The following is a 17,555-nucleotide window of genomic DNA, read 5'->3' as shown; positions in this document are numbered from 1 at the left end:
AAAATGCCGTCTGAAACGTTTCAGACGGCATTTCGGCAGTTTTCAACCGGTCAGTTGTTTGGTAATCAGCTTTTTCAGCGGCGGGAAATTGTTGCCGGCACGCAATACCAAGCCGCGCAGCAGTTTTGCCGGTGCGGTTTCGTTGGTAAACAGCTTCAGCATCATATTGGTCCCGTGATAAAGCGGATGGGCGTGCAGCATATGTTTGCTGCTGTATTTTTCCAACAAGGAAGCCGCGCCGATGTCCTGACCGCGCTGCTCGGCTTCGAGTATCAGTTTTGCCAAAATATCTGCGCTGGACAGACCCAAGTTGAAACCGTGTGCGGTAACGGGGTGCATACCGACAGCCGCATCGCCGATCAGCGCGCTGCGTTTGCCGTAGAAACGTTTGGCAATCATACCGACAAGGGGGTAATGGTGGATGCTGCTGACCAGTTCCATATCGCCGAGCCTGGCCTTGAGCTGTTCTTTTACGCTTGCCGCCAATTCTTCGGGCGAAAGGTTTTGAACGCTGTTGATTTTATCGGTATCGACGGTAATGACGGTATTGGTCAGGTGCTCTTCCAGCGGCAGCAGTGCGATGGTGCGTCCGTAATGGAAGCATTCGTAAGCGGTATGTTGGTTGGAAAGGGTATGTTTCATACGGCAGACGAACATGGTTCGGCTGTAATCGTGCATATCGGAGGAGATACCGAGTTGTCGACGGGTTTGCGAGAAGCGGCTGTCTGCCGCCAAAAGCAGGCGTGCAGTCAGGATTTTGCCGTTTTCCAAAATGACTTGTGCTTCGTTGTCAGATGTTTTGACTTCTTTGACAACCGTATCGGTCAGAATGGTAATGTTGTCGAGTTGGGATACGACTTCGTAGGCAGCGCGTCGGATATTGTGGTTGGAAATAAGATAGCCCAAACAGTCGGCAGGTTCGCCGCGCGCCTCGGTCGGTTGGGGAAAGTGGAGCTGGTAGTCGGAACGTCCGTTCAGCACTTTGGCATCGCGCAAAGGGTAAATTTCATTTTCGGGAATTTTGTCCCACATACCCAGACGCTGCATGATTTCGCGGGAAAAATGGGTCAGGGCGATTTCGCGTCCGTCATATGGAGGATTTTGCAGAACAGTCAGTGGGCTGCGTTCGATCAGGGTAACTTTCAAACCGCTGCCGGCAAGTTCGGCTGCAAAACTTAAACCCGCCGGACCTGCGCCGACGACGAGGATGTCGCTGTGTAAACTCATAAAATATCCTTTGCATAGACGGATGCCGATGATTTCAGACGGTATTTGTAAGGGTTTGAATGCCGTTTGAACTATCTGTAACAGATAGGCGATTATATCAAAACCCACTGTTGAAGAAATATGCAGGGGAGGGTGTATGCGGATTTTTACTTTCAGCTTAATGTGTATCAAATCGGGTGTGGGGTATGTATAGTGGATTAAATTTAAACCAGTACGGCGTTGCCTCGCCCTAGCTCGAAGAGAACGATTCTCTAAAGGTGCTAAGCACCGAGTGAATCGGTTCCGTACTATTCGTACTGTCTGCGGCTTCGGTCGCCTTGTCCTGATTTTTGTTAATCCACTATAAAAAGCCGCATCGTGAAAAGATGCGGCTTCAGGTATCGGTTGGATTATTCTTCAGAACCGGTGTAAGGACGGATGCTGACAGTTTTACGGTTCAGCGCGCCTTTGGTTTTGAATTCGACATAACCGTCAACTTTGGCGAACAAAGTGTGGTCTTTGCCCATACCTACGTTGTCGCCTGCGTGGAATTTGGTACCGCGTTGGCGTACGATGATGGAACCTGCGGGAATCAGCTCGTTGCCGTAGGCTTTAACGCCCAAGCGTTTGGCTTCTGAATCGCGACCGTTGCGGGTGCTGCCGCCTGCTTTTTTACTTGCCATTTGTAATGCTCCTAAGTTTTAAGGTTAGGCGATTGCCACGATTTCGATTTGGGTGAAATTTTGGCGGTGGCCTTGGCGTTTTTGGTAGTGTTTGCGGCGGCGCATTTTGAAGATGCGGACTTTTTCGCCACGACCGTGTGCCACTACTTTAGCCGTTACTTTTGCACCTTCGATAAAGGGTGCGCCAACTTTTACAGATTCGCCGTCAGCAATCATCAAAACTTCGGTCAGTTCGATTTGGCTGTCGAGTTCGGCTGGTATCTGTTCTACTTTCAATTTTTCGCCGACGGAAACTTTATACTGTTTGCCGCCGGTTTTTACGACCGCGTACATACTCAACTCCATAAGGGTTATGGTTAATATCCGCACACCATTGTGCGGAACTCGGCATTGTATTGTTATTTGCCTGTTTTGTCAAAGTTTGCGCGGTTCGGATAACCATATGCCGTCTGAAAAGATGTACCCTGATGGCTTTGCTGATATAATTGCCCGCTATTTGAATCAGCTTTCAAGCGGTATCTGCCGTTTGACGGAAACGTAAACCTGAGAGTCTGCCATGCTCGAGAATCTGCCCTATTTCCAGCGACATCTGCCTGAAGACCTTGCCAAAGTCAATGAAGTCATCAACCGTGCGGTGCAATCCGATGTCGCACTGATTTCGCAAATCGGTACATATATCATCAGCGCGGGCGGCAAACGCCTGCGTCCGATTATGACGATTTTGGCGGGTAAGGCGGTCGGTTATGATGACGAGAAACTGTATTCGCTGGCGGCGATGGTCGAGTTTATCCACACTTCCACCCTCCTGCACGACGATGTCGTCGATGAAAGCGATTTGCGCCGTGGGCGGGCAACGGCAAACAATCTGTTCGGCAATGCGGCGGCTGTGTTGGTTGGCGACTTTTTATACACGCGCGCCTTTCAACTGATGGTTGCCTCGGGCAGTATGCGCGTTTTGGAAGTGATGGCGGATGCAACCAACATTATTGCCGAGGGCGAAGTCATGCAGCTGATGAACATCGGCAATACGGACATTACCGAAGAACAATATATCCAAGTTATCCAATATAAAACGGCAAAATTGTTTGAAGCTGCCGCTCAAGTCGGCGCAATTTTGGGCAAGGCTTCCCCCGAACACGAACAGGCGTTGAAAGACTACGGTATGTACGTCGGCACGGCATTCCAAATTATTGACGATGTGCTGGACTATTCTGGCGAAACCGAAGAAACCGGCAAAAACGTCGGCGACGATTTGGCGGAAGGAAAACCGACTTTGCCTTTGATTTATCTGATGCGTCAGGGTTCCGAACAGATTGCGAACGATGTGCGTACTGCTTTGGAAAATGCAGATTGCAGCTATTTTGAGAAAATCCACGATTATGTCGTCCGTTCGGATGCGTTGGCATATTCGATAGGCGAGGCGCGCAAAGCAGTCGATTGTGCCGTTGCCGCGTTGGATGCCCTGCCCGACAGCGAAGTGAAGGATGCCATGATTCAGCTGGCGAAGGAATCTTTGGTCAGGGTGTCTTGAGGCGATGAATTTCAGTTTTGCTCCCCTGTTTCTGGTTACGCTGATTCTGTTGGGGGTGGTCAGCAACAACAATTCGATTACCATCTCGGCAACCATATTGCTGCTGATGCAGCAGACGGCATTGATACAGTTTGTCCCGTTGGTCGAGAAGCACGGGTTGAATCTCGGTATCATTCTTTTGACCATAGGGGTTTTGAGTCCGTTGGTTTCAGGAAAGGCGCAGGTTCCTCCCGTTGCCGAATTTTTGAATTTTAAAATGATATCCGCCGTTTTTATCGGTATTTTCGTGGCTTGGCTGGCGGGACGCGGCGTGCCTTTGATGGGACAGCAGCCTGTTTTAATTACAGGGCTGTTAATCGGGACGGTTATCGGGGTGGCATTTATGGGCGGTATCCCTGTCGGGCCGCTGATTGCGGCCGGCATCTTGTCTTTTGTCGTCGGAAAGGGTTAAAATCTCCTTTTCATTTCGGCTCGCCATAGTTCAACGGATAGAACGTATGCCTCCTAAGCGTAAAATACAGGTTCGATTCCTGTTGGCGAGGTTTGACGATTTCATTTGTCTGTTTCCCGTGTTGCGGGAAGTTTCCGATATAAGGCCTTTCAGTGTTGGAGGGCTTTTTTGCCATCTGAAAACTTTTTCTTCCTGCTTGAAAAACCGACCTTTAGGACGGTAGAATCATGAAATGATTTTCAGGCTCCGTAAAAGATGTTCCGGCTTGGAAATCTGTTGTTTTATGATATAGTGGATTAAATTTAAATCAGGACAAGGCGACGAAGCCGCAGACAGTACAGATGGTACGGAACCGACTCACTTGGTGCTTCAGCACCTTAGAGAATCGTTCTCTTTGAGCTAAGGCGAGGCAACGCCGTACTGGTTTAAATTTAATCCACTATAAAAGCTGTACAGGTATAACAATGAATAAATTTGGGGATAAGGTCGTATGAGCGTAGGTTTGCTGAGGATTCTGGTTCAAAACCAGGTGGTTACTGTTGAGCAGGCCGAGCATTACTACAATGAGTCGCAGGCGGGTAAGGAAGTGTTGCCGATGCTGTTTTCAGACGGTGTCATTTCGCCCAAGTCGCTTGCGGCATTGATTGCGAGGGTGTTCAGTTATTCGATTCTTGATTTGCGTCATTATCCGCGCCACAGGGTGCTGATGGGGGTGTTGACGGAGGAGCAGATGGTGGAGTTCCACTGTGTGCCGGTTTTCCGTCGGGGCGACAAAGTATTTTTTGCGGTTTCCGATCCGACACAGATGCCGCAAATTCAGAAAACCGTTTCTGCCGCAGGGATTGAGGTTGAGTTGGTCATTGTCGAGGATGACCAGTTGGCGGGTTTGCTCGATTGGGTGGGTTCGCGTTCGACATCGCTGCTTCAGGAGCTTGGGGAGGGGCAGGAGGAAGAGGAAAGCCACACCCTGTATATCGACAACGAGGAGGCAGAAGACGGCCCTGTTCCGAGGTTTATCCATAAGACTTTGTCGGATGCCTTGCGCAGCGGGGCATCGGACATCCATTTCGAGTTTTACGAACACAATGCCCGTATCCGTTTCCGTGTGGACGGGCAGCTCCGCGAGGTGGTTCAGCCGCCCATTGCGGTAAGGGGGCAGCTTGCTTCCCGGATTAAGGTAATGTCGCGTTTGGACATTTCCGAAAAACGGATACCGCAGGACGGCAGGATGCAGCTGACCTTTCAAAAGGGCGGCAAGCCTGTCGATTTCCGTGTCAGCACATTGCCGACGCTGTTTGGCGAAAAGGTCGTGATGCGGATTTTGAATTCCGATGCCGCGTCTTTGAACATCGACCAGCTCGGTTTTGAGCCGTTTCAGAAAAAATTGTTGTTGGAAGCGATTCACCGTCCCTACGGGATGGTGCTGGTAACCGGTCCGACGGGTTCGGGTAAGACGGTGTCGCTCTATACCTGTTTGAATATTTTGAATACGGAGTCGGTAAATATTGCAACGGCGGAAGACCCTGCCGAGATTAACCTGCCGGGCATCAATCAGGTTAACGTCAATGATAAGCAGGGTCTGACTTTTGCCGCTGCTTTGAAGTCTTTCCTGCGTCAGGACCCGGACATCATTATGGTCGGTGAGATTCGTGATTTGGAAACTGCCGATATTGCGATTAAGGCGGCACAAACAGGGCATATGGTGTTTTCCACCCTGCACACCAATAATGCGCCGGCGACGTTGTCGCGTATGCTGAATATGGGTGTCGCGCCGTTTAATATTGCCAGTTCGGTCAGCCTGATTATGGCGCAGCGTCTTTTACGCAGGCTGTGTTCGAGCTGCAAACAGGAAGTGGAACGCCCGTCTGCCTCTGCTTTGAAGGAAGTCGGCTTCACCGATGAGGACCTTGCAAAAGATTGGAAACTTTACCGCGCCGTCGGTTGCGACCGTTGCCGGGGGCAGGGTTATAAGGGGCGTGCGGGCGTGTATGAGGTTATGCCCATCAGCGAAGAAATGCAGCGTGTGATTATGAACAACGGTACGGAAGTGGATATTTTGGACGTTGCCTATAAGGAGGGTATGGTGGATTTGCGCCGGGCCGGTATTTTGAAAGTTATGCAGGGCATTACTTCATTGGAAGAGGTAACGGCAAATACCAACGATTAGGTTTGAGAATGAAAATGCCGTCTGAAGCGTGTTTGTTTCAGACGGCATTTGACTTTCAGGGTGTTTGCCGGGAAGGCGGGGCGGTCAGCGGTATGCCATGTCGGGTTCGGATATTTCCGGCAAACTTTCCGTTTGGCTGGAAACCGTATATTTCCCGTCTGCCCATCCGCCCAAGTCGATCAGTTTGCAGCGTTGCGAACAGAAGGGGCGGAATGCGTTTTCCGGTTTCCATACTACTGCTGTTTGACAGGTCGGACATTTGACTTGAAGGCGTGTTTGCCGCGATTCAGCCATTGTGTTTTCCTTGTGTTGGTTTTGAGGCGAAAATCCCTGAATAAAACGCGTGCAGGCGCATTGTTTTATCACGCAGGCTTTTGAGGCTGCCGTCATTGAGCAGCACATCGTCTGCAAGCAGCAGGCGTTCGGATTCGGATGCCTGATGGCTGATGACGGCAGCCACCTCGCCGCGCGTCAGCCCGCTGCGGGCCATCACCCTGCCGATACGTTTTTCCACAGGGGCACTTATGGTCAGCACGCGCTGTATCAATTTCATGAATTGACGTTTTTCTGTCAGCAGTGGGATTTCGATAATGCCGTAGGGTGCGTCGTTAAATGTTTCTTGCTGTTTTTTGATTTCTGAGAAAATCAGCGGCAACATCACGGATTCGAGCAAGGCTTTTCGCGATGGGGAGGCAAAGACTTCTTTACGCAATATGTCGCGTCGCAACAAACCCTGTGTGTCGAAAACGGTGTCGCCGAACAGCCGCCTGATTTCCGGCAGGGCGATGCCGTCTGAAGCCGTCAGCGAGTGCGCCGCCGCATCCGCATCGATACGCGGTACGCCCAAATCGGCAAAACATTGCGCGGCTGCCGATTTGCCGCTGCCGATTCCGCCGGTCAGTCCGACCCATACCGTCATCTTACAGCACCGGATGGGTCAGCCACCAGTTGACCGCCCGCCATACGGAATCGTTTGCCGTAAAAATTATCCAGCCCGAAACTGTCAGTGCGGGGCCGAAGGCAAAATGCTGCCCCTTGGCGACGCGCATAACGATTGCCGCGACCAAACCGATCAGCGAGGAAACAAAAATCAGCACGGGCAATGCGGATATGCCGAGCCACGCGCCCAATGCGGCAATCAGTTTGAAATCTCCGTTGCCCATACCGGTTTTTCTTGTGAGCAGTTTATACACTGCACATAAGAGCCATAATGAACCATAGCCGGCAACCGCACCTAAAACGGCAGACTGCAAAGGCACGAAGCCGCCGTCCAAATTAAATATCAGCCCCAGCCAAATCAAGGATAATGTCATCGAGTCGGGCAGATATTGGGTGTCCGCATCGATAAAGGTCAGGGAAATCAGAAACGCGGTCAGTATCAAACCGCCCAATGTAATCCAAGACCAGCCGTATTGCCAGGCAACCAGCCCGAACAATACGCCGGTCAGCAGTTCGATTAAGGGATAGCGTATGCTGATTTTGGTTTGGCAGGAGGCGCATTTGCCGCGCAGGAGCAGGTAGCTGACAATCGGGATGTTCTGCCGCGCGCGTATCGGCACGCGGCATTTGGGACAGCAGGAATCCGGTTTCATCAGGTTGAAGGTACGGCTTTCCTCTTCGGTCAGCGGCAGGTTTAAATATTCTTTGGCAAATACCGTCCAGCCGCGTTCCATCATGACCGGCACGCGGTAAATGACGACATTTAAGAAACTGCCGACCAGCAGCCCGAACACCGCTGCCAAAGGCACGGCAAACGGCGACAATACAGACAAATCAGACATATTTTGTTCTCAATGTATTCAAAACAAAAACAAACCGGCGCAGAGCGAATCCGCGCCGGATCTGTGCGGCAAATCAGGCGACCACGTTGCCCAAATTAAACAGCGGCAGATACATGGCGACCAGAAGCGTGCCGATGACCAAGCCTAAAATCACGATAATGATCGGCTCCATCATAGCGGACAGCCTGCCGACCGCATTGTCCACCTCGTCTTCGTAAAATTCGGCGGCTTTGTTGAGCATATCGTCCAAAGAACCCGATTCCTCGCCGATGGAAGACATCTGCAACATCATATTGGGGAACAGTTCCGTCGCACGCATCCCCGAAGTCATAGACAAACCTTGGATGACGCGCGTACGGATTTCCCGGGTGGCTTCTTCATAGATTAAATTGCCCGCCGCGCCGGCAGTGGAGTCCAATACATCGACCAAAGGCACGCCTGCCGCAATCAGCGTCGCCGTCGTCCTGCCCCAGCGGGCAATCGTCCCTTTGCGGACAATGTCTCCGAAAATCGGCATACGCAGCAGTATGGCATCCATACGCCGTTGGATTTTAATCGAACGCGCCTTCAATTTAAGGAAGCCGTATATGGCAAAGCCCAGTGCAATCAGCACCATCCAGCCGTATGAGACGAAAAAGTCGGACATATCCATCACTGTTTGGGTCAGTGGGGGAAGCTCCGCGCCCATATTGGCGTAAACTTCTTTAAAGGCGGGCAGTACGAAAATCATCATCACGAATACCAAACCGATGGCGACGGCGATGACGGATACCGGATAGGTCAGCGCGGTTTTTACCTTTTTGCGGATGGCCTGGGTTTTTTCTTTGTAAATTGCCAATTTGTCCAGCAGGCTTTCCAATACGCCGCCCGTTTCGCCCGCCGCAACCAGGTTGCAGTAGAAGCGGTCGAAATATTTCGGGTGGTTTGAGAATGCGCGGCTCAACGAGCTGCCCTGTTCCACTTCGCCTCGGATTTCCATCAGCATTTCCGTCATAGACGGGTTGCCGTGTCCGCGCGCCACGATTTCAAATGCCTGCATCAGCGGCAGGCCCGCTTTAATCATCGTGGAAAGCTGGCGGGTGAAAACGGTGATGTCTTCTTGTGTGATTTTGCGCTTGGAGCTTGTTTTCACACGGGTAATCTGCAACGGGCGGATGCCGCGTTTTGCCAGTTTTTTGCGCGCCTCTTCTTCGGTAAACGCGGATACTTCGCCGTTGACCAGTTTGTCGGAGGCGGAATGCCTGCCTTCAAAGATAAAGCGTTTTTCTTTCTTTGCGAACAAAGAAAATCCTCCGTTTTTAGCCATATTCTAGCCCCGTAAAGTAATTGGAATAAAATGTAAGAAACATCGTGAAAAAACAGTACCGGCGTGTTCCCGGTAAGATGAAAACCGCCGACATCCCGCCTGCGGGCGGCAAACGGGACAGAATCGGATGCGATTATACCTTATTTAGGCGGCTGTCCGGCATTTATGCGTACACAATAAATCTTGCAGGATATTGTTGCGGGTCAAATGCCGGCCGGAGGGTATAGTGAATTAACAAAAACCGGTACGGCGTTGGCTCGCCTTAGCTCAGAAGAGAACGATTCTCTAAAGGTGCTAAGCACCAAGTGAATCGGTTCCGTACTATTTGTACTGTCTTGCGGCTCGCCGCCTTGTCCTGATTTTTGTTAATTCACTATATTTTCGCCATATGGAAATAAGGTGCTATTGGACGCGGCGGGCGGTGTTCCGGAGATTCGCCAAAGCCGCTGCCGTTTGTTAAACTACATTCTGCTACATTTTAATCCGGTTCTGAAAAATCAAGGAAAACAGATGAATGCTTTTACCCGTGCATGGCATGCGCTCGAACGCCATTATCAGGATACGCGTCATGTCCTTTTGCGCGACCGCTTTGCCTGCGAACCCGACCGTTTTGAGCGTATGCACGAGCGTTTGGACGGGATGTTGTTCGATTACAGCAAGAACCGTTTGGGCGAAGATACGCTGCAACTGCTCTGCAATCTTGCCGACGCGGCGGATTTGGAAGGGAAAATGCGTGCTTTGCGGACGGGTGCGAAAGTCAACGGCAGCGAGGGGCGTGCCGCGCTGCATACGGCTTTGCGCCTGCCCGACGGTGCGGATGCCGTTTATGTGGACGGCAGGGACGTGTTGCCCGAAATCCGCCGCGAGTTAAATCGTGCGTTGGAGTTTGCACACAGTTTGGACGACGGTTCGTATCAGGGGATAACTGGGAAACGGATTACGGATTTTGTCCACATCGGCATAGGCGGATCCGACCTCGGGCCGGCAATGTGCGTGCAGGCACTCGAGCCGTTCAGACGGCATATCGCCGTCCATTTTGCCGCCAACGCCGATCCTGCCTGCCTGGATGCGGTTTTATGCCGTCTGAACCCCGAAACGACAGTGTTTTGCGTTGCCAGCAAGTCCTTCAAAACACCGGAAACCCTGCTCAATGCACAGGCAGTCAAGGCGTGGTATCGCGGTGCGGGGTTCTCGGAATCCGAAACGGCGTGCCATTTTTGCGCGGTGTCTGCCGACACTGCGGCAGCTGCGGCTTTCGGTATCGCGGCGGAACGCGTGTTTGCGATGTACGACTGGGTGGGCGGACGCTATTCCGTCTGGTCGTCCGTCGGTTTGCCCGTGATGGTTGCGGTCGGCGGGGCGCGTTTCCGCGAGTTGTTGGCGGGGGCGCACGCGATGGACAGCCATTTTTTCCACACGCCGCCGCGCCGCAACATTCCCGTTCTGATGGCACTGATTGCCGTGTGGTATAACAATTTCCAACACGCGGACGGGCAGACCGCCGTTCCGTACAGCCACAACCTGCGCCTGCTGCCGGTGTGGCTGAACCAGCTCGATATGGAGAGTTTGGGCAAAAGCCGCGCTTCAGACGGCAGTCCCGCCGTGTGCAAAACGGGCGGCATCGTGTTCGGCGGTGAAGGGGTCAACTGCCAGCACGCCTATTTCCAACTGCTCCACCAAGGCACGCGCCTGATTCCCTGCGACTTTATCGTCCCGATGACGGCGCAGGGCGTGGAGGACGGACGCAGCCGTTTTACCGTTGCCAACGCCTTTGCCCAAGCGGAAGCCCTGATGAAGGGCAAAACCTTGGACGAAGCACGCGCCGAACTGGCAGATTTGCCCGAAGCGGAACGCGAACGCCTCGCGCCGCACAAAGAATTCCCCGGCAACCGCCCCAGCAACAGCATCCTGCTCGACCGCCTCACGCCCTACAATCTGGGTATGCTGATGGCGGCTTACGAACACAAAACCTTCGTCCAAGGCGCGATATGGAACGTCAACCCCTTCGATCAGTGGGGGGTTGAGTACGGCAAACAGTTGGCGAAAACCATCATCGGCGAACTGGAAGGCGGCACGTCCGTACACGATGCCTCGACCGAAGGGCTGATGGCGTTTTACCGCGAATGCCGTCTGAAAGGCGGCGGCGCGGCATAAAAGTGCCGCCGCCGTTCTGTATTGATTCGGGCACGGAAAAGGCAATACCTGCCGCCCGCCCGATTCCGAAACGCCAATGTTCGGCAACCGCCCGTGTATTGCTGACGAATATGCGTTTGCGTGGCACAATAGCGCATTCATTTCAAATGAACATACTGCTTGAAAATACCGGCAAGCGTCCCACGAAACATCTCACATAAGGAAACATTATGTCTTTGCAAAACATTATCGAAACCGCCTTTGAAAACCGCGCGGACATTACCCCGACCACCGTTACTCCCGAAGTCAAAGAAGCCGTGTTGGAAACCATCCGCCAACTCGATTCAGGCAAACTGCGCGTTGCCGAACGCTTGGGCGTGGGTGAGTGGAAAGTCAACGAATGGGCGAAAAAAGCCGTGTTGCTGTCCTTCCGCATCCAAGACAACGAAGTCCTCAACGACGGCGTGAACAAATACTTCGACAAAGTGCCGACCAAGTTTGCCGACTGGTCTGAAGACGAGTTCAAAAACGCAGGCTTCCGCGCCGTTCCGGGTGCGGTTGCCCGACGCGGCAGCTTTGTGGCGAAAAATGTCGTGCTGATGCCGTCTTACGTCAACATCGGCGCATACGTCGACGAAGGCGCGATGGTTGATACTTGGGCGACTGTCGGCTCTTGCGCGCAAATCGGTAAAAACGTGCACTTGAGTGGCGGCGTCGGTATCGGCGGCGTACTCGAACCCCTGCAGGCCGCCCCCACCATCATTGAAGACAACTGCTTCATCGGTGCGCGTTCTGAAATCGTTGAGGGCGTGATTGTCGAAGAAGGCAGCGTGATTTCGATGGGCGTGTTCATCGGTCAATCCACCAAAATCTTCGACCGCACCACCGGCGAAATCTACCAAGGCCGCGTACCGACAGGTTCGGTCGTCGTGTCCGGCAGTATGCCTTCCAAAGACGGCAGCCACAGCCTTTACTGCGCCGTCATCGTCAAACGCGTGGACGCGCAAACCCGTGCGAAAACCAGCGTGAACGAATTGTTGCGCGGCATCTGATGCCTTAAACCGTATTTGAAACGTCCGATGCCGTCTGAAATCCGCTTCGGACGGCATTGCCGTTTGCATGCTGCAACGTGAAAACACAGAAACAGGGACAATTTGCTATAATCAACGGTTTAGAACGAACCGAACACTATTTGAAGGATACAAAATGGGTTTTCTGCAAGGCAAAAAAATTCTGATTACCGGCATGATTTCCGAGCGTTCCATCGCTTACGGCATCGCCAAAGCCTGCCGCGAACAAGGCGCGGAACTGGCGTTTACCTACGTTGTGGACAAACTGGAAGAGCGCGTCCGCAAAATGGCGGCGGAATTGGATTCCGAACTCGTGTTCCGCTGCGATGTCGCCAGCGACGACGAAATCAACCAAGTGTTCGTCGATTTGGGCAAACATTGGGACGGCTTGGACGGTTTGGTGCATTCCATCGGCTTCGCACCGAAAGAAGCCTTGAGCGGCGACTTCCTCGATAGCATCAGCCGCGAAGCGTTCAACACCGCACACGAAATTTCCGCATACAGCCTGCCCGCATTGGCAAAAGCCGCCCGTCCGATGATGCGCGGCAGAAACTCCGCCATCGTTGCCCTGAGCTACTTGGGCGCGGTGCGCGCGATTCCGAATTACAACGTGATGGGTATGGCAAAAGCCAGCCTTGAGGCGGGCATCCGTTTTACCGCCGCCTGTCTGGGCAAAGAAGGCATCCGCTGCAACGGCATTTCCGCCGGTCCGATCAAAACACTCGCCGCCTCCGGCATCGCCGATTTCGGCAAACTCTTGGGACACGTCGCCGCCCACAATCCGCTGCGCCGCAACGTTACCATCGAAGAAGTCGGCAATACCGCCGCCTTCCTGCTGTCCGACCTGTCGTCCGGCATTACCGGCGAAATCACTTACGTTGACGGCGGTTACAGCATCAATGCCTTGAGCACCGAGGGATAATCCGCCGTTTTCAAATCCGTGCGCCGTCCGTGCCACATATCGGTTTCGGGCGGCGGTTTGCCGTCTGAAGCGTATTTCTAGAGAAATGCCCGACTTACGGCAGGCGGGATGGGAAATGCGGACGCTTGTTTTAACCGATTGCCTTTGTGCCGACTTGCTGCAGGTGCGGCGGAAACGGTTCGGATGCGAAAATGCCGTCTGAAACGCCAAACGGGTTTCAGACGGCATTTTTTATTTAAAGCATCAGCACACTTCAACCAGCCAGCCGTATTTGTCTTCCGCCAAACCATACTGGATGTCGGTAATCGCCTTACGGATGGCATAGCCGCGTTCTTGGCTTTTCACTTCGATTTCTTTGCCGCCGATGACGAAGGAAGTAACGGGCGAGATGACGGCTGCCGTACCGGTCAGAATCGCCTCCGCACCGTTTTCCACCGCAGCTTTGAGTTCGTCAACCGTGAAATTGCGTTCGCTGACGGTATAGCCCAAATCTTTGGCAACCGTCAGTACGGAATCGCGGGTTACGCCGTGCAAAAATTCGTCGGTCAGCGGTTTGGTAATGATTTCATCGCCGTTAATCAGGATAAAGTTGGACGCGCCGGTTTCCTGCACGTCGCCGTTCGGGCAGAACAGGACTTGATTTGCGCCGTATTCGGCTTTAGCCTTCAGCACCCAGTGCATAGCGGAAGCGTAGTTGCCGCCGCATTTGACGCGGCCCATGTGCGGGGCGCAGCGGATGTGTTCGGTTTCCACCAGAATCTTTACGGGGGAACCGACTTTGAAATAGTCGCCGACGGGGGAAGCCAAAATATACAGCAGGGCGGTTTCGGAAGGAGAACCGGCCTTGCCGATGACGGGATCGGTACCGATTAAGGTCGGGCGCAGGTACAGGGCGGCAGGCGCATCGGGAATTTCGTCGGCGGCACGTTTGACCAGTTCGACCAAAGCATCGAGATAGGCTTGGGTTTCGGGGCGGGGCAGGTGCAAAATGTCCGCACTTTGCCGCATACGCGCGATATTGGCAGTCGGACGGAACAGTACGATTTTACCGTCTGCCTGACGGAAGGCTTTCAGTCCCTCGAAACATTCGCTGCCGTAGTGCAGGGCGTGCGCACCCGGTACGAGGGAGAGGTCTTGGGAAGATTGCCATTCGGTCGGCTGCCATTTGCCTTCGCGGTAGGCGAGGACGGGCATTTGACTGTGAAAAACGCTGCCGAATACGGCGGGTACGGGTCTGCTCATGATGTAAAGCCTTTCTTATTCTGATATGTTTCAATGAACGGTTTGAATTTGAAGATTGTAAAGATACGCCTGCAAACAGGGTTTTGACAAGTGCGCGGCGGGTTTTTCTGTCGATGCGGTGTCCAATCCGTTATTTTTCAAATGGAAAGGAACGGTGTATTTGGTAAAATTGTCGGCAATCGCATACTCCGTATGTCGTCCGAACACGCTGCCGCATCCTATCCGAAACCGTGCAAATCGTTTAAACTAGCGCAATCTTGGTTCAGAGTGCGAAGCTGTCCGGGCGGCGTTTTTATTTACGGAGCAAACATGAAACTTATCTATACCGTCATCAAAATCATTATCCTGCTGCTCTTCCTGCTGCTTGCCGTCATTAATACGGATGCCGTTACCTTTTCCTACCTGCCGGGGCAAAAATTCGATTTGCCGCTGATTGTCGTATTGTTCGGCGCATTTGTAGTCGGTATTGTTTTTGGAATGTTTGCCTTGTTCGGACGGTTGTTGTCGTTACGTGGCGAGAACGGCAGGTTGCGTGCCGAAGTAAAGAAAAATGCGCGTTTGACGGGGAAAGAGCTGACCGCACCACCGGCGCAAAATGCGCCCGAATCTGCCAAACAGCCTTGAGAAAGCCGATATGGACAATGAATTGTGGATTATCCTGCTGCCGATTATCCTTTTGCCCGTTTTCTTCGCGATGGGCTGGTTTGCCGCCCGTGTGGATATGAAGACTGTATTAAAGCAGGCAAAAAGCATACCGTCGGGATTTTATAAAAGTCTGGATGCCTTGGTTGACCGCAACAGCGGACGTGCCGCCAGGGAATTGGCAGAGGTCATTGATCAGCAGCCTCAGTCATACGACCTAAACCTCACCCTAGGCAAGCTTTACCGTCAGCGTGGCGAAAACGACAAAGCCATCAACATACACCGGACAATGCTCGATTCTCCCGATACGGTCGGCGAAAAGCGCGCGCGCGTCCTGTTTGAATTGGCGCAAAACTACCAAAGTGCGGGGTTGGTCGATCGTGCCGAACAGATTTTTTTGGGGCTGCAAGACGGTAAAATGGCGCGTGAAGCCAGACAGCACCTGCTCAATATCTACCAACAGGACAGGGATTGGGAAAAAGCGGTTGAAACCGCCCGGCTGCTCAGCCATGACGATCAGACCTATCAGTTTGAAATCGCCCAGTTTTATTGCGAACTTGCCCAAGCCGCGCTGTTCAAGTCCAATTTCGATGTCGCGCGTTTCAATGTCGGCAAGGCACTCGAAGCCAACAAAAAATGCACCCGTGCCAACATGATTTTGGGCGACATCGAACACCGACAAGGCAATTTCCCTGCCGCCGTCGAAGCCTATGCCGCCATCGAGCAGCAAAACCATGCATACTTGAGCATGGTCGGCGAGAAGCTTTACGAAGCCTATGCCGCGCAGGGAAAACCTGAAGAAGGCTTGAACCGTCTGACAGGATATATGCAGACGTTTCCCGAACTTGACCTGATCAATGTCGTGTACGAGAAATCCCTGCTGCTTAAGTGCGAGAAAGAAGCCGCGCAAACCGCCGTCGAGCTTGTCCGCCGCAAGCCCGACCTCAACGGCGTGTACCGCCTGCTTGGTTTGAAACTCAGCGATTTGGATCCGGCTTGGAAAGCCGATGCCGATATGATGCGTTCGGTTATCGGACGGCAGCTACAGCGCAGCGTGATGTACCGGTGCCGAAACTGCCACTTCAAATCACAAGTCTTTTTCTGGCATTGTCCTGCCTGCAACAAATGGCAGACGTTTACGCCAAACAAAATCGAAGTTTAACCACTACCGAGAGGAACACAAAAATGCGCTTACTCCATACTATGCTCCGCGTGGGCAATCTCGAAAAATCCCTCGATTTCTACCAAAACGTTTTGGGTATGAAACTGCTCCGCCGAAAAGATTATCCCGAAGGCAGATTTACCCTTGCCTTCGTCGGTTACGGCGACGAAACCGACAGCACGGTTTTGGAACTGACGCACAACTGGGATACGGAACGATACGACTTGGGCAACGCCTACGGACACATCGCGGTTGAAGTGGACGATGCCTACGAAGCCTGCGAACGTGTGAAGCGGCAGGGCGGAAACGTCGTCCGCGAAGCCGGCCCGATGAAACACGGCACAACCGTGATAGCCTTCGTCGAAGACCCCGACGGATACAAAATCGAGTTCATTCAAAAGAAAAGCGGTGACGATTCGGTTGCCTATCAAACTGCCTGATACCGCCGCCGCCAATGCCGTCTGAAGCCTTTAGGGGTTTCAGACGGCATTTTGTTGCCGTCGGCCTGCTGTTTGAGCCTGTGCCGGTTCAAACTTTATCCGTTACACCGATAAGGCAAAAAAAGATGCCGTCTGAAACGGCATCCTTGATCTGCGAAAGGGCAGTTGGGAATCAAATACCCAATTCCTGCGCCAATGCTTGGGCACGTTTGAGTACGTCGCCTTCCGCTTCTTCCAGCAATTTCTGCACTGTCTCGGCAGCGGCATCGCGGTCGCCGATTTCGAGATACATTTCGGCAAGGTCGTATTTCGCTTCGGAAGGCGCGTCAGAACCTACAGATTCCGAAGGGAAACCGGTATCTGCATTATTTGGGATATTTTCTTCCGAGAGGTAGATGCTCCAATCTACCGTTTCCTCCTCGCCGTCTTTCAGGAAGTCGGGCAAAGCGTCTGCCTCAGAGGTGTTGGAATCAGGCGTTTCCAAAGTGATTTCCGCTGCATTTTCCTCAACGGCCGGTACTTCAGAAGGTTGAAGTAATGCGGACAAATCGTCTGCGGTGGCGTTGAAATCAGGTATTTCGGCAACGGTTTTCGTTACATTTTCCTCAACGGCCGGTGCTTCAGCAGGTTGCAACAGTGCGGACAAATCGTCTGCGGCGGTGTGGAAGTCGGACGTTTCGGCAACAGTTTCCGTTACATTTTCCTCAACAGCCGGTGCTTCAGCAGGTTGCAACAGTGCGGACAAATCATCGGCAACGATTTCCGCTGCATTTTCCTCAACGGCAGGTACTTCAGAAGGTTGAAGTAATGCGGACAAAT

Annotated in this window: 18 protein-coding genes and 1 tRNA gene; 10 read left to right on the top strand and 9 right to left on the bottom strand. The window is 52.7% G+C overall.

Annotated features, from left to right (window positions below; genetic code table 11):
* Positions 1 to 42 precede the first annotated feature (42 nt).
* The 3 genes from ubiM to rplU all read right to left on the bottom strand — a co-directional run bounded on the left by ubiM (position 43) and on the right by rplU (position 2,222).
* Positions 43 to 1,227 (bottom strand): 5-demethoxyubiquinol-8 5-hydroxylase UbiM, encoded by a 1,185-nt coding sequence (gene ubiM, locus HMPREF2959_RS09310; RefSeq protein WP_002226980.1) that lies wholly within the window; start codon positions 1,225 to 1,227, stop codon positions 43 to 45.
* Between the two features lie 389 nt (positions 1,228 to 1,616).
* Positions 1,617 to 1,889 carry a 50S ribosomal protein L27 gene (rpmA, locus tag HMPREF2959_RS09305; protein ID WP_002212328.1) on the bottom strand — a complete coding sequence of 91 codons (273 nt, stop codon included), beginning with the start codon at positions 1,887 to 1,889 and terminating at the stop codon, positions 1,617 to 1,619.
* Between the two features lie 24 nt (positions 1,890 to 1,913).
* Complete coding sequence (rplU, locus tag HMPREF2959_RS09300; RefSeq protein WP_002216394.1) at positions 1,914 to 2,222, bottom strand: 50S ribosomal protein L21; 309 nt, start codon at positions 2,220 to 2,222, stop codon at positions 1,914 to 1,916.
* Positions 2,223 to 2,445: 223 nt separating this feature from the next.
* Here rplU and ispB point away from each other — a divergent pair, with 223 nt between their 5' ends.
* From ispB to pilB, 4 genes are all read left to right on the top strand, one after another.
* Positions 2,446 to 3,420: an octaprenyl diphosphate synthase gene (gene ispB / locus HMPREF2959_RS09295; protein WP_002243234.1), complete on the top strand. Its 975-nt coding sequence runs from the start codon at positions 2,446 to 2,448 to the stop codon at positions 3,418 to 3,420.
* 4 nt (positions 3,421 to 3,424) lie between these two features.
* Entirely contained in the window at positions 3,425 to 3,871 is a 447-nt protein-coding gene (locus tag HMPREF2959_RS09290; protein WP_002233503.1) for a DUF441 domain-containing protein, read from the top strand.
* A gap of 19 nt (positions 3,872 to 3,890) precedes the next feature.
* Positions 3,891 to 3,962 (top strand) — tRNA-Arg (locus tag HMPREF2959_RS09285).
* A gap of 399 nt (positions 3,963 to 4,361) precedes the next feature.
* Positions 4,362 to 6,038, top strand: a complete 1,677-nt coding sequence (gene pilB / locus HMPREF2959_RS09280; RefSeq protein ID WP_002221967.1) for a type IV-A pilus assembly ATPase PilB — start codon at positions 4,362 to 4,364, stop codon at positions 6,036 to 6,038.
* Between the two features lie 84 nt (positions 6,039 to 6,122).
* On the opposite strand, the gene HMPREF2959_RS09275 is transcribed toward pilB, so the two are convergent.
* From HMPREF2959_RS09275 to pilG, 4 genes are all read right to left on the bottom strand, one after another.
* Positions 6,123 to 6,332, bottom strand: coding sequence for a DNA gyrase inhibitor YacG (locus tag HMPREF2959_RS09275; RefSeq protein ID WP_002231696.1), 210 nt, complete (start codon positions 6,330 to 6,332; stop codon positions 6,123 to 6,125).
* The gene (coaE, locus tag HMPREF2959_RS09270) at positions 6,325 to 6,957 is read right to left on the bottom strand and encodes a dephospho-CoA kinase (RefSeq protein WP_002243235.1); all 633 of its coding nucleotides are present in this window, start codon (positions 6,955 to 6,957) and stop codon (positions 6,325 to 6,327) included. Before coaE ends, HMPREF2959_RS09275 begins: the two co-directional genes overlap by 8 nt.
* Position 6,958: 1 nt before the next feature.
* Complete coding sequence (locus tag HMPREF2959_RS09265; protein ID WP_002243236.1) at positions 6,959 to 7,819, bottom strand: prepilin peptidase; 861 nt, start codon at positions 7,817 to 7,819, stop codon at positions 6,959 to 6,961.
* A gap of 73 nt (positions 7,820 to 7,892) precedes the next feature.
* A complete protein-coding gene (pilG, locus tag HMPREF2959_RS09260) occupies positions 7,893 to 9,125 on the bottom strand; it encodes a type 4 pilus assembly protein PilG (protein ID WP_002212336.1) in 1,233 nt (410 codons plus the stop codon).
* Positions 9,126 to 9,635: 510 nt separating this feature from the next.
* Between pilG and pgi the strand changes: the two genes are divergently transcribed.
* From pgi to fabI, 3 genes are all read left to right on the top strand, one after another.
* Positions 9,636 to 11,279, top strand: a complete 1,644-nt coding sequence (gene pgi / locus HMPREF2959_RS09255; protein WP_002243237.1) for a glucose-6-phosphate isomerase — start codon at positions 9,636 to 9,638, stop codon at positions 11,277 to 11,279.
* Between the two features lie 209 nt (positions 11,280 to 11,488).
* Positions 11,489 to 12,310, top strand: coding sequence for a 2,3,4,5-tetrahydropyridine-2,6-dicarboxylate N-succinyltransferase (dapD, locus tag HMPREF2959_RS09250; RefSeq protein WP_002220281.1), 822 nt, complete (start codon positions 11,489 to 11,491; stop codon positions 12,308 to 12,310).
* 154 nt (positions 12,311 to 12,464) lie between these two features.
* Positions 12,465 to 13,250, top strand: coding sequence for an enoyl-ACP reductase FabI (gene fabI, locus HMPREF2959_RS09245; protein ID WP_002216409.1), 786 nt, complete (start codon positions 12,465 to 12,467; stop codon positions 13,248 to 13,250).
* A 243-nt stretch (positions 13,251 to 13,493) separates the two neighbouring features.
* Here the strand turns inward: fabI and ilvE are convergent, their stop codons facing one another.
* A complete protein-coding gene (gene ilvE, locus HMPREF2959_RS09240) occupies positions 13,494 to 14,492 on the bottom strand; it encodes a branched-chain-amino-acid transaminase (protein WP_002238678.1) in 999 nt (332 codons plus the stop codon).
* Between the two features lie 309 nt (positions 14,493 to 14,801).
* Between ilvE and HMPREF2959_RS09230 the strand changes: the two genes are divergently transcribed.
* Genes HMPREF2959_RS09230 through gloA form a run of 3 tightly spaced genes read left to right on the top strand, consistent with a single transcriptional unit; the run spans position 14,802 to position 16,736 of the window.
* Positions 14,802 to 15,116 carry a LapA family protein gene (locus HMPREF2959_RS09230; RefSeq protein ID WP_002234531.1) on the top strand — a complete coding sequence of 105 codons (315 nt, stop codon included), beginning with the start codon at positions 14,802 to 14,804 and terminating at the stop codon, positions 15,114 to 15,116.
* A gap of 10 nt (positions 15,117 to 15,126) precedes the next feature.
* A complete protein-coding gene (lapB, locus tag HMPREF2959_RS09225; RefSeq protein ID WP_002216415.1) occupies positions 15,127 to 16,296 on the top strand; it encodes a lipopolysaccharide assembly protein LapB in 1,170 nt (389 codons plus the stop codon).
* A 23-nt stretch (positions 16,297 to 16,319) separates the two neighbouring features.
* The gene (gloA, locus tag HMPREF2959_RS09220; RefSeq protein ID WP_002216418.1) at positions 16,320 to 16,736 is read left to right on the top strand and encodes a lactoylglutathione lyase; all 417 of its coding nucleotides are present in this window, start codon (positions 16,320 to 16,322) and stop codon (positions 16,734 to 16,736) included.
* Positions 16,737 to 16,908: 172 nt separating this feature from the next.
* Here gloA and HMPREF2959_RS09215 read toward each other — a convergent pair.
* Positions 16,909 to 17,555: FimV/HubP family polar landmark protein (locus tag HMPREF2959_RS09215; protein WP_305800035.1), on the bottom strand; the 647-nt coding region annotated here is incomplete at its 5' end.

The sequence above is a fragment of the Neisseria sp. HMSC070F02 genome, from assembly GCF_001814225.1.
Lineage (GTDB): Bacteria > Pseudomonadota > Gammaproteobacteria > Burkholderiales > Neisseriaceae > Neisseria > Neisseria meningitidis.
This window is presented reverse-complemented; position numbering and strand designations above follow the sequence as displayed.

Bases quoted from the DNA above. Each gene is read 5' to 3' on its own strand.
- ubiM (WP_002226980.1), bottom strand. From the start codon at position 1,227: ATGAGTTTACACAGCGACATCCTCGTCGTCGGCGCAGGTCCGGCGGGT.
- rpmA (WP_002212328.1), bottom strand. From the start codon at position 1,889: ATGGCAAGTAAAAAAGCAGGCGGCAGCACCCGCAACGGTCGCGATTCA.
- rplU (WP_002216394.1), bottom strand. From the start codon at position 2,222: ATGTACGCGGTCGTAAAAACCGGCGGCAAACAGTATAAAGTTTCCGTC.
- ispB (WP_002243234.1), top strand. From the start codon at position 2,446: ATGCTCGAGAATCTGCCCTATTTCCAGCGACATCTGCCTGAAGACCTT.
- HMPREF2959_RS09290 (WP_002233503.1), top strand. From the start codon at position 3,425: ATGAATTTCAGTTTTGCTCCCCTGTTTCTGGTTACGCTGATTCTGTTG.
- pilB (WP_002221967.1), top strand. From the start codon at position 4,362: ATGAGCGTAGGTTTGCTGAGGATTCTGGTTCAAAACCAGGTGGTTACT.
- HMPREF2959_RS09275 (WP_002231696.1), bottom strand. From the start codon at position 6,332: ATGGCTGAATCGCGGCAAACACGCCTTCAAGTCAAATGTCCGACCTGT.
- coaE (WP_002243235.1), bottom strand. From the start codon at position 6,957: ATGACGGTATGGGTCGGACTGACCGGCGGAATCGGCAGCGGCAAATCG.
- HMPREF2959_RS09265 (WP_002243236.1), bottom strand. From the start codon at position 7,819: ATGTCTGATTTGTCTGTATTGTCGCCGTTTGCCGTGCCTTTGGCAGCG.
- pilG (WP_002212336.1), bottom strand. From the start codon at position 9,125: ATGGCTAAAAACGGAGGATTTTCTTTGTTCGCAAAGAAAGAAAAACGC.
- pgi (WP_002243237.1), top strand. From the start codon at position 9,636: ATGAATGCTTTTACCCGTGCATGGCATGCGCTCGAACGCCATTATCAG.
- dapD (WP_002220281.1), top strand. From the start codon at position 11,489: ATGTCTTTGCAAAACATTATCGAAACCGCCTTTGAAAACCGCGCGGAC.
- fabI (WP_002216409.1), top strand. From the start codon at position 12,465: ATGGGTTTTCTGCAAGGCAAAAAAATTCTGATTACCGGCATGATTTCC.
- ilvE (WP_002238678.1), bottom strand. From the start codon at position 14,492: ATGAGCAGACCCGTACCCGCCGTATTCGGCAGCGTTTTTCACAGTCAA.
- HMPREF2959_RS09230 (WP_002234531.1), top strand. From the start codon at position 14,802: ATGAAACTTATCTATACCGTCATCAAAATCATTATCCTGCTGCTCTTC.
- lapB (WP_002216415.1), top strand. From the start codon at position 15,127: ATGGACAATGAATTGTGGATTATCCTGCTGCCGATTATCCTTTTGCCC.
- gloA (WP_002216418.1), top strand. From the start codon at position 16,320: ATGCGCTTACTCCATACTATGCTCCGCGTGGGCAATCTCGAAAAATCC.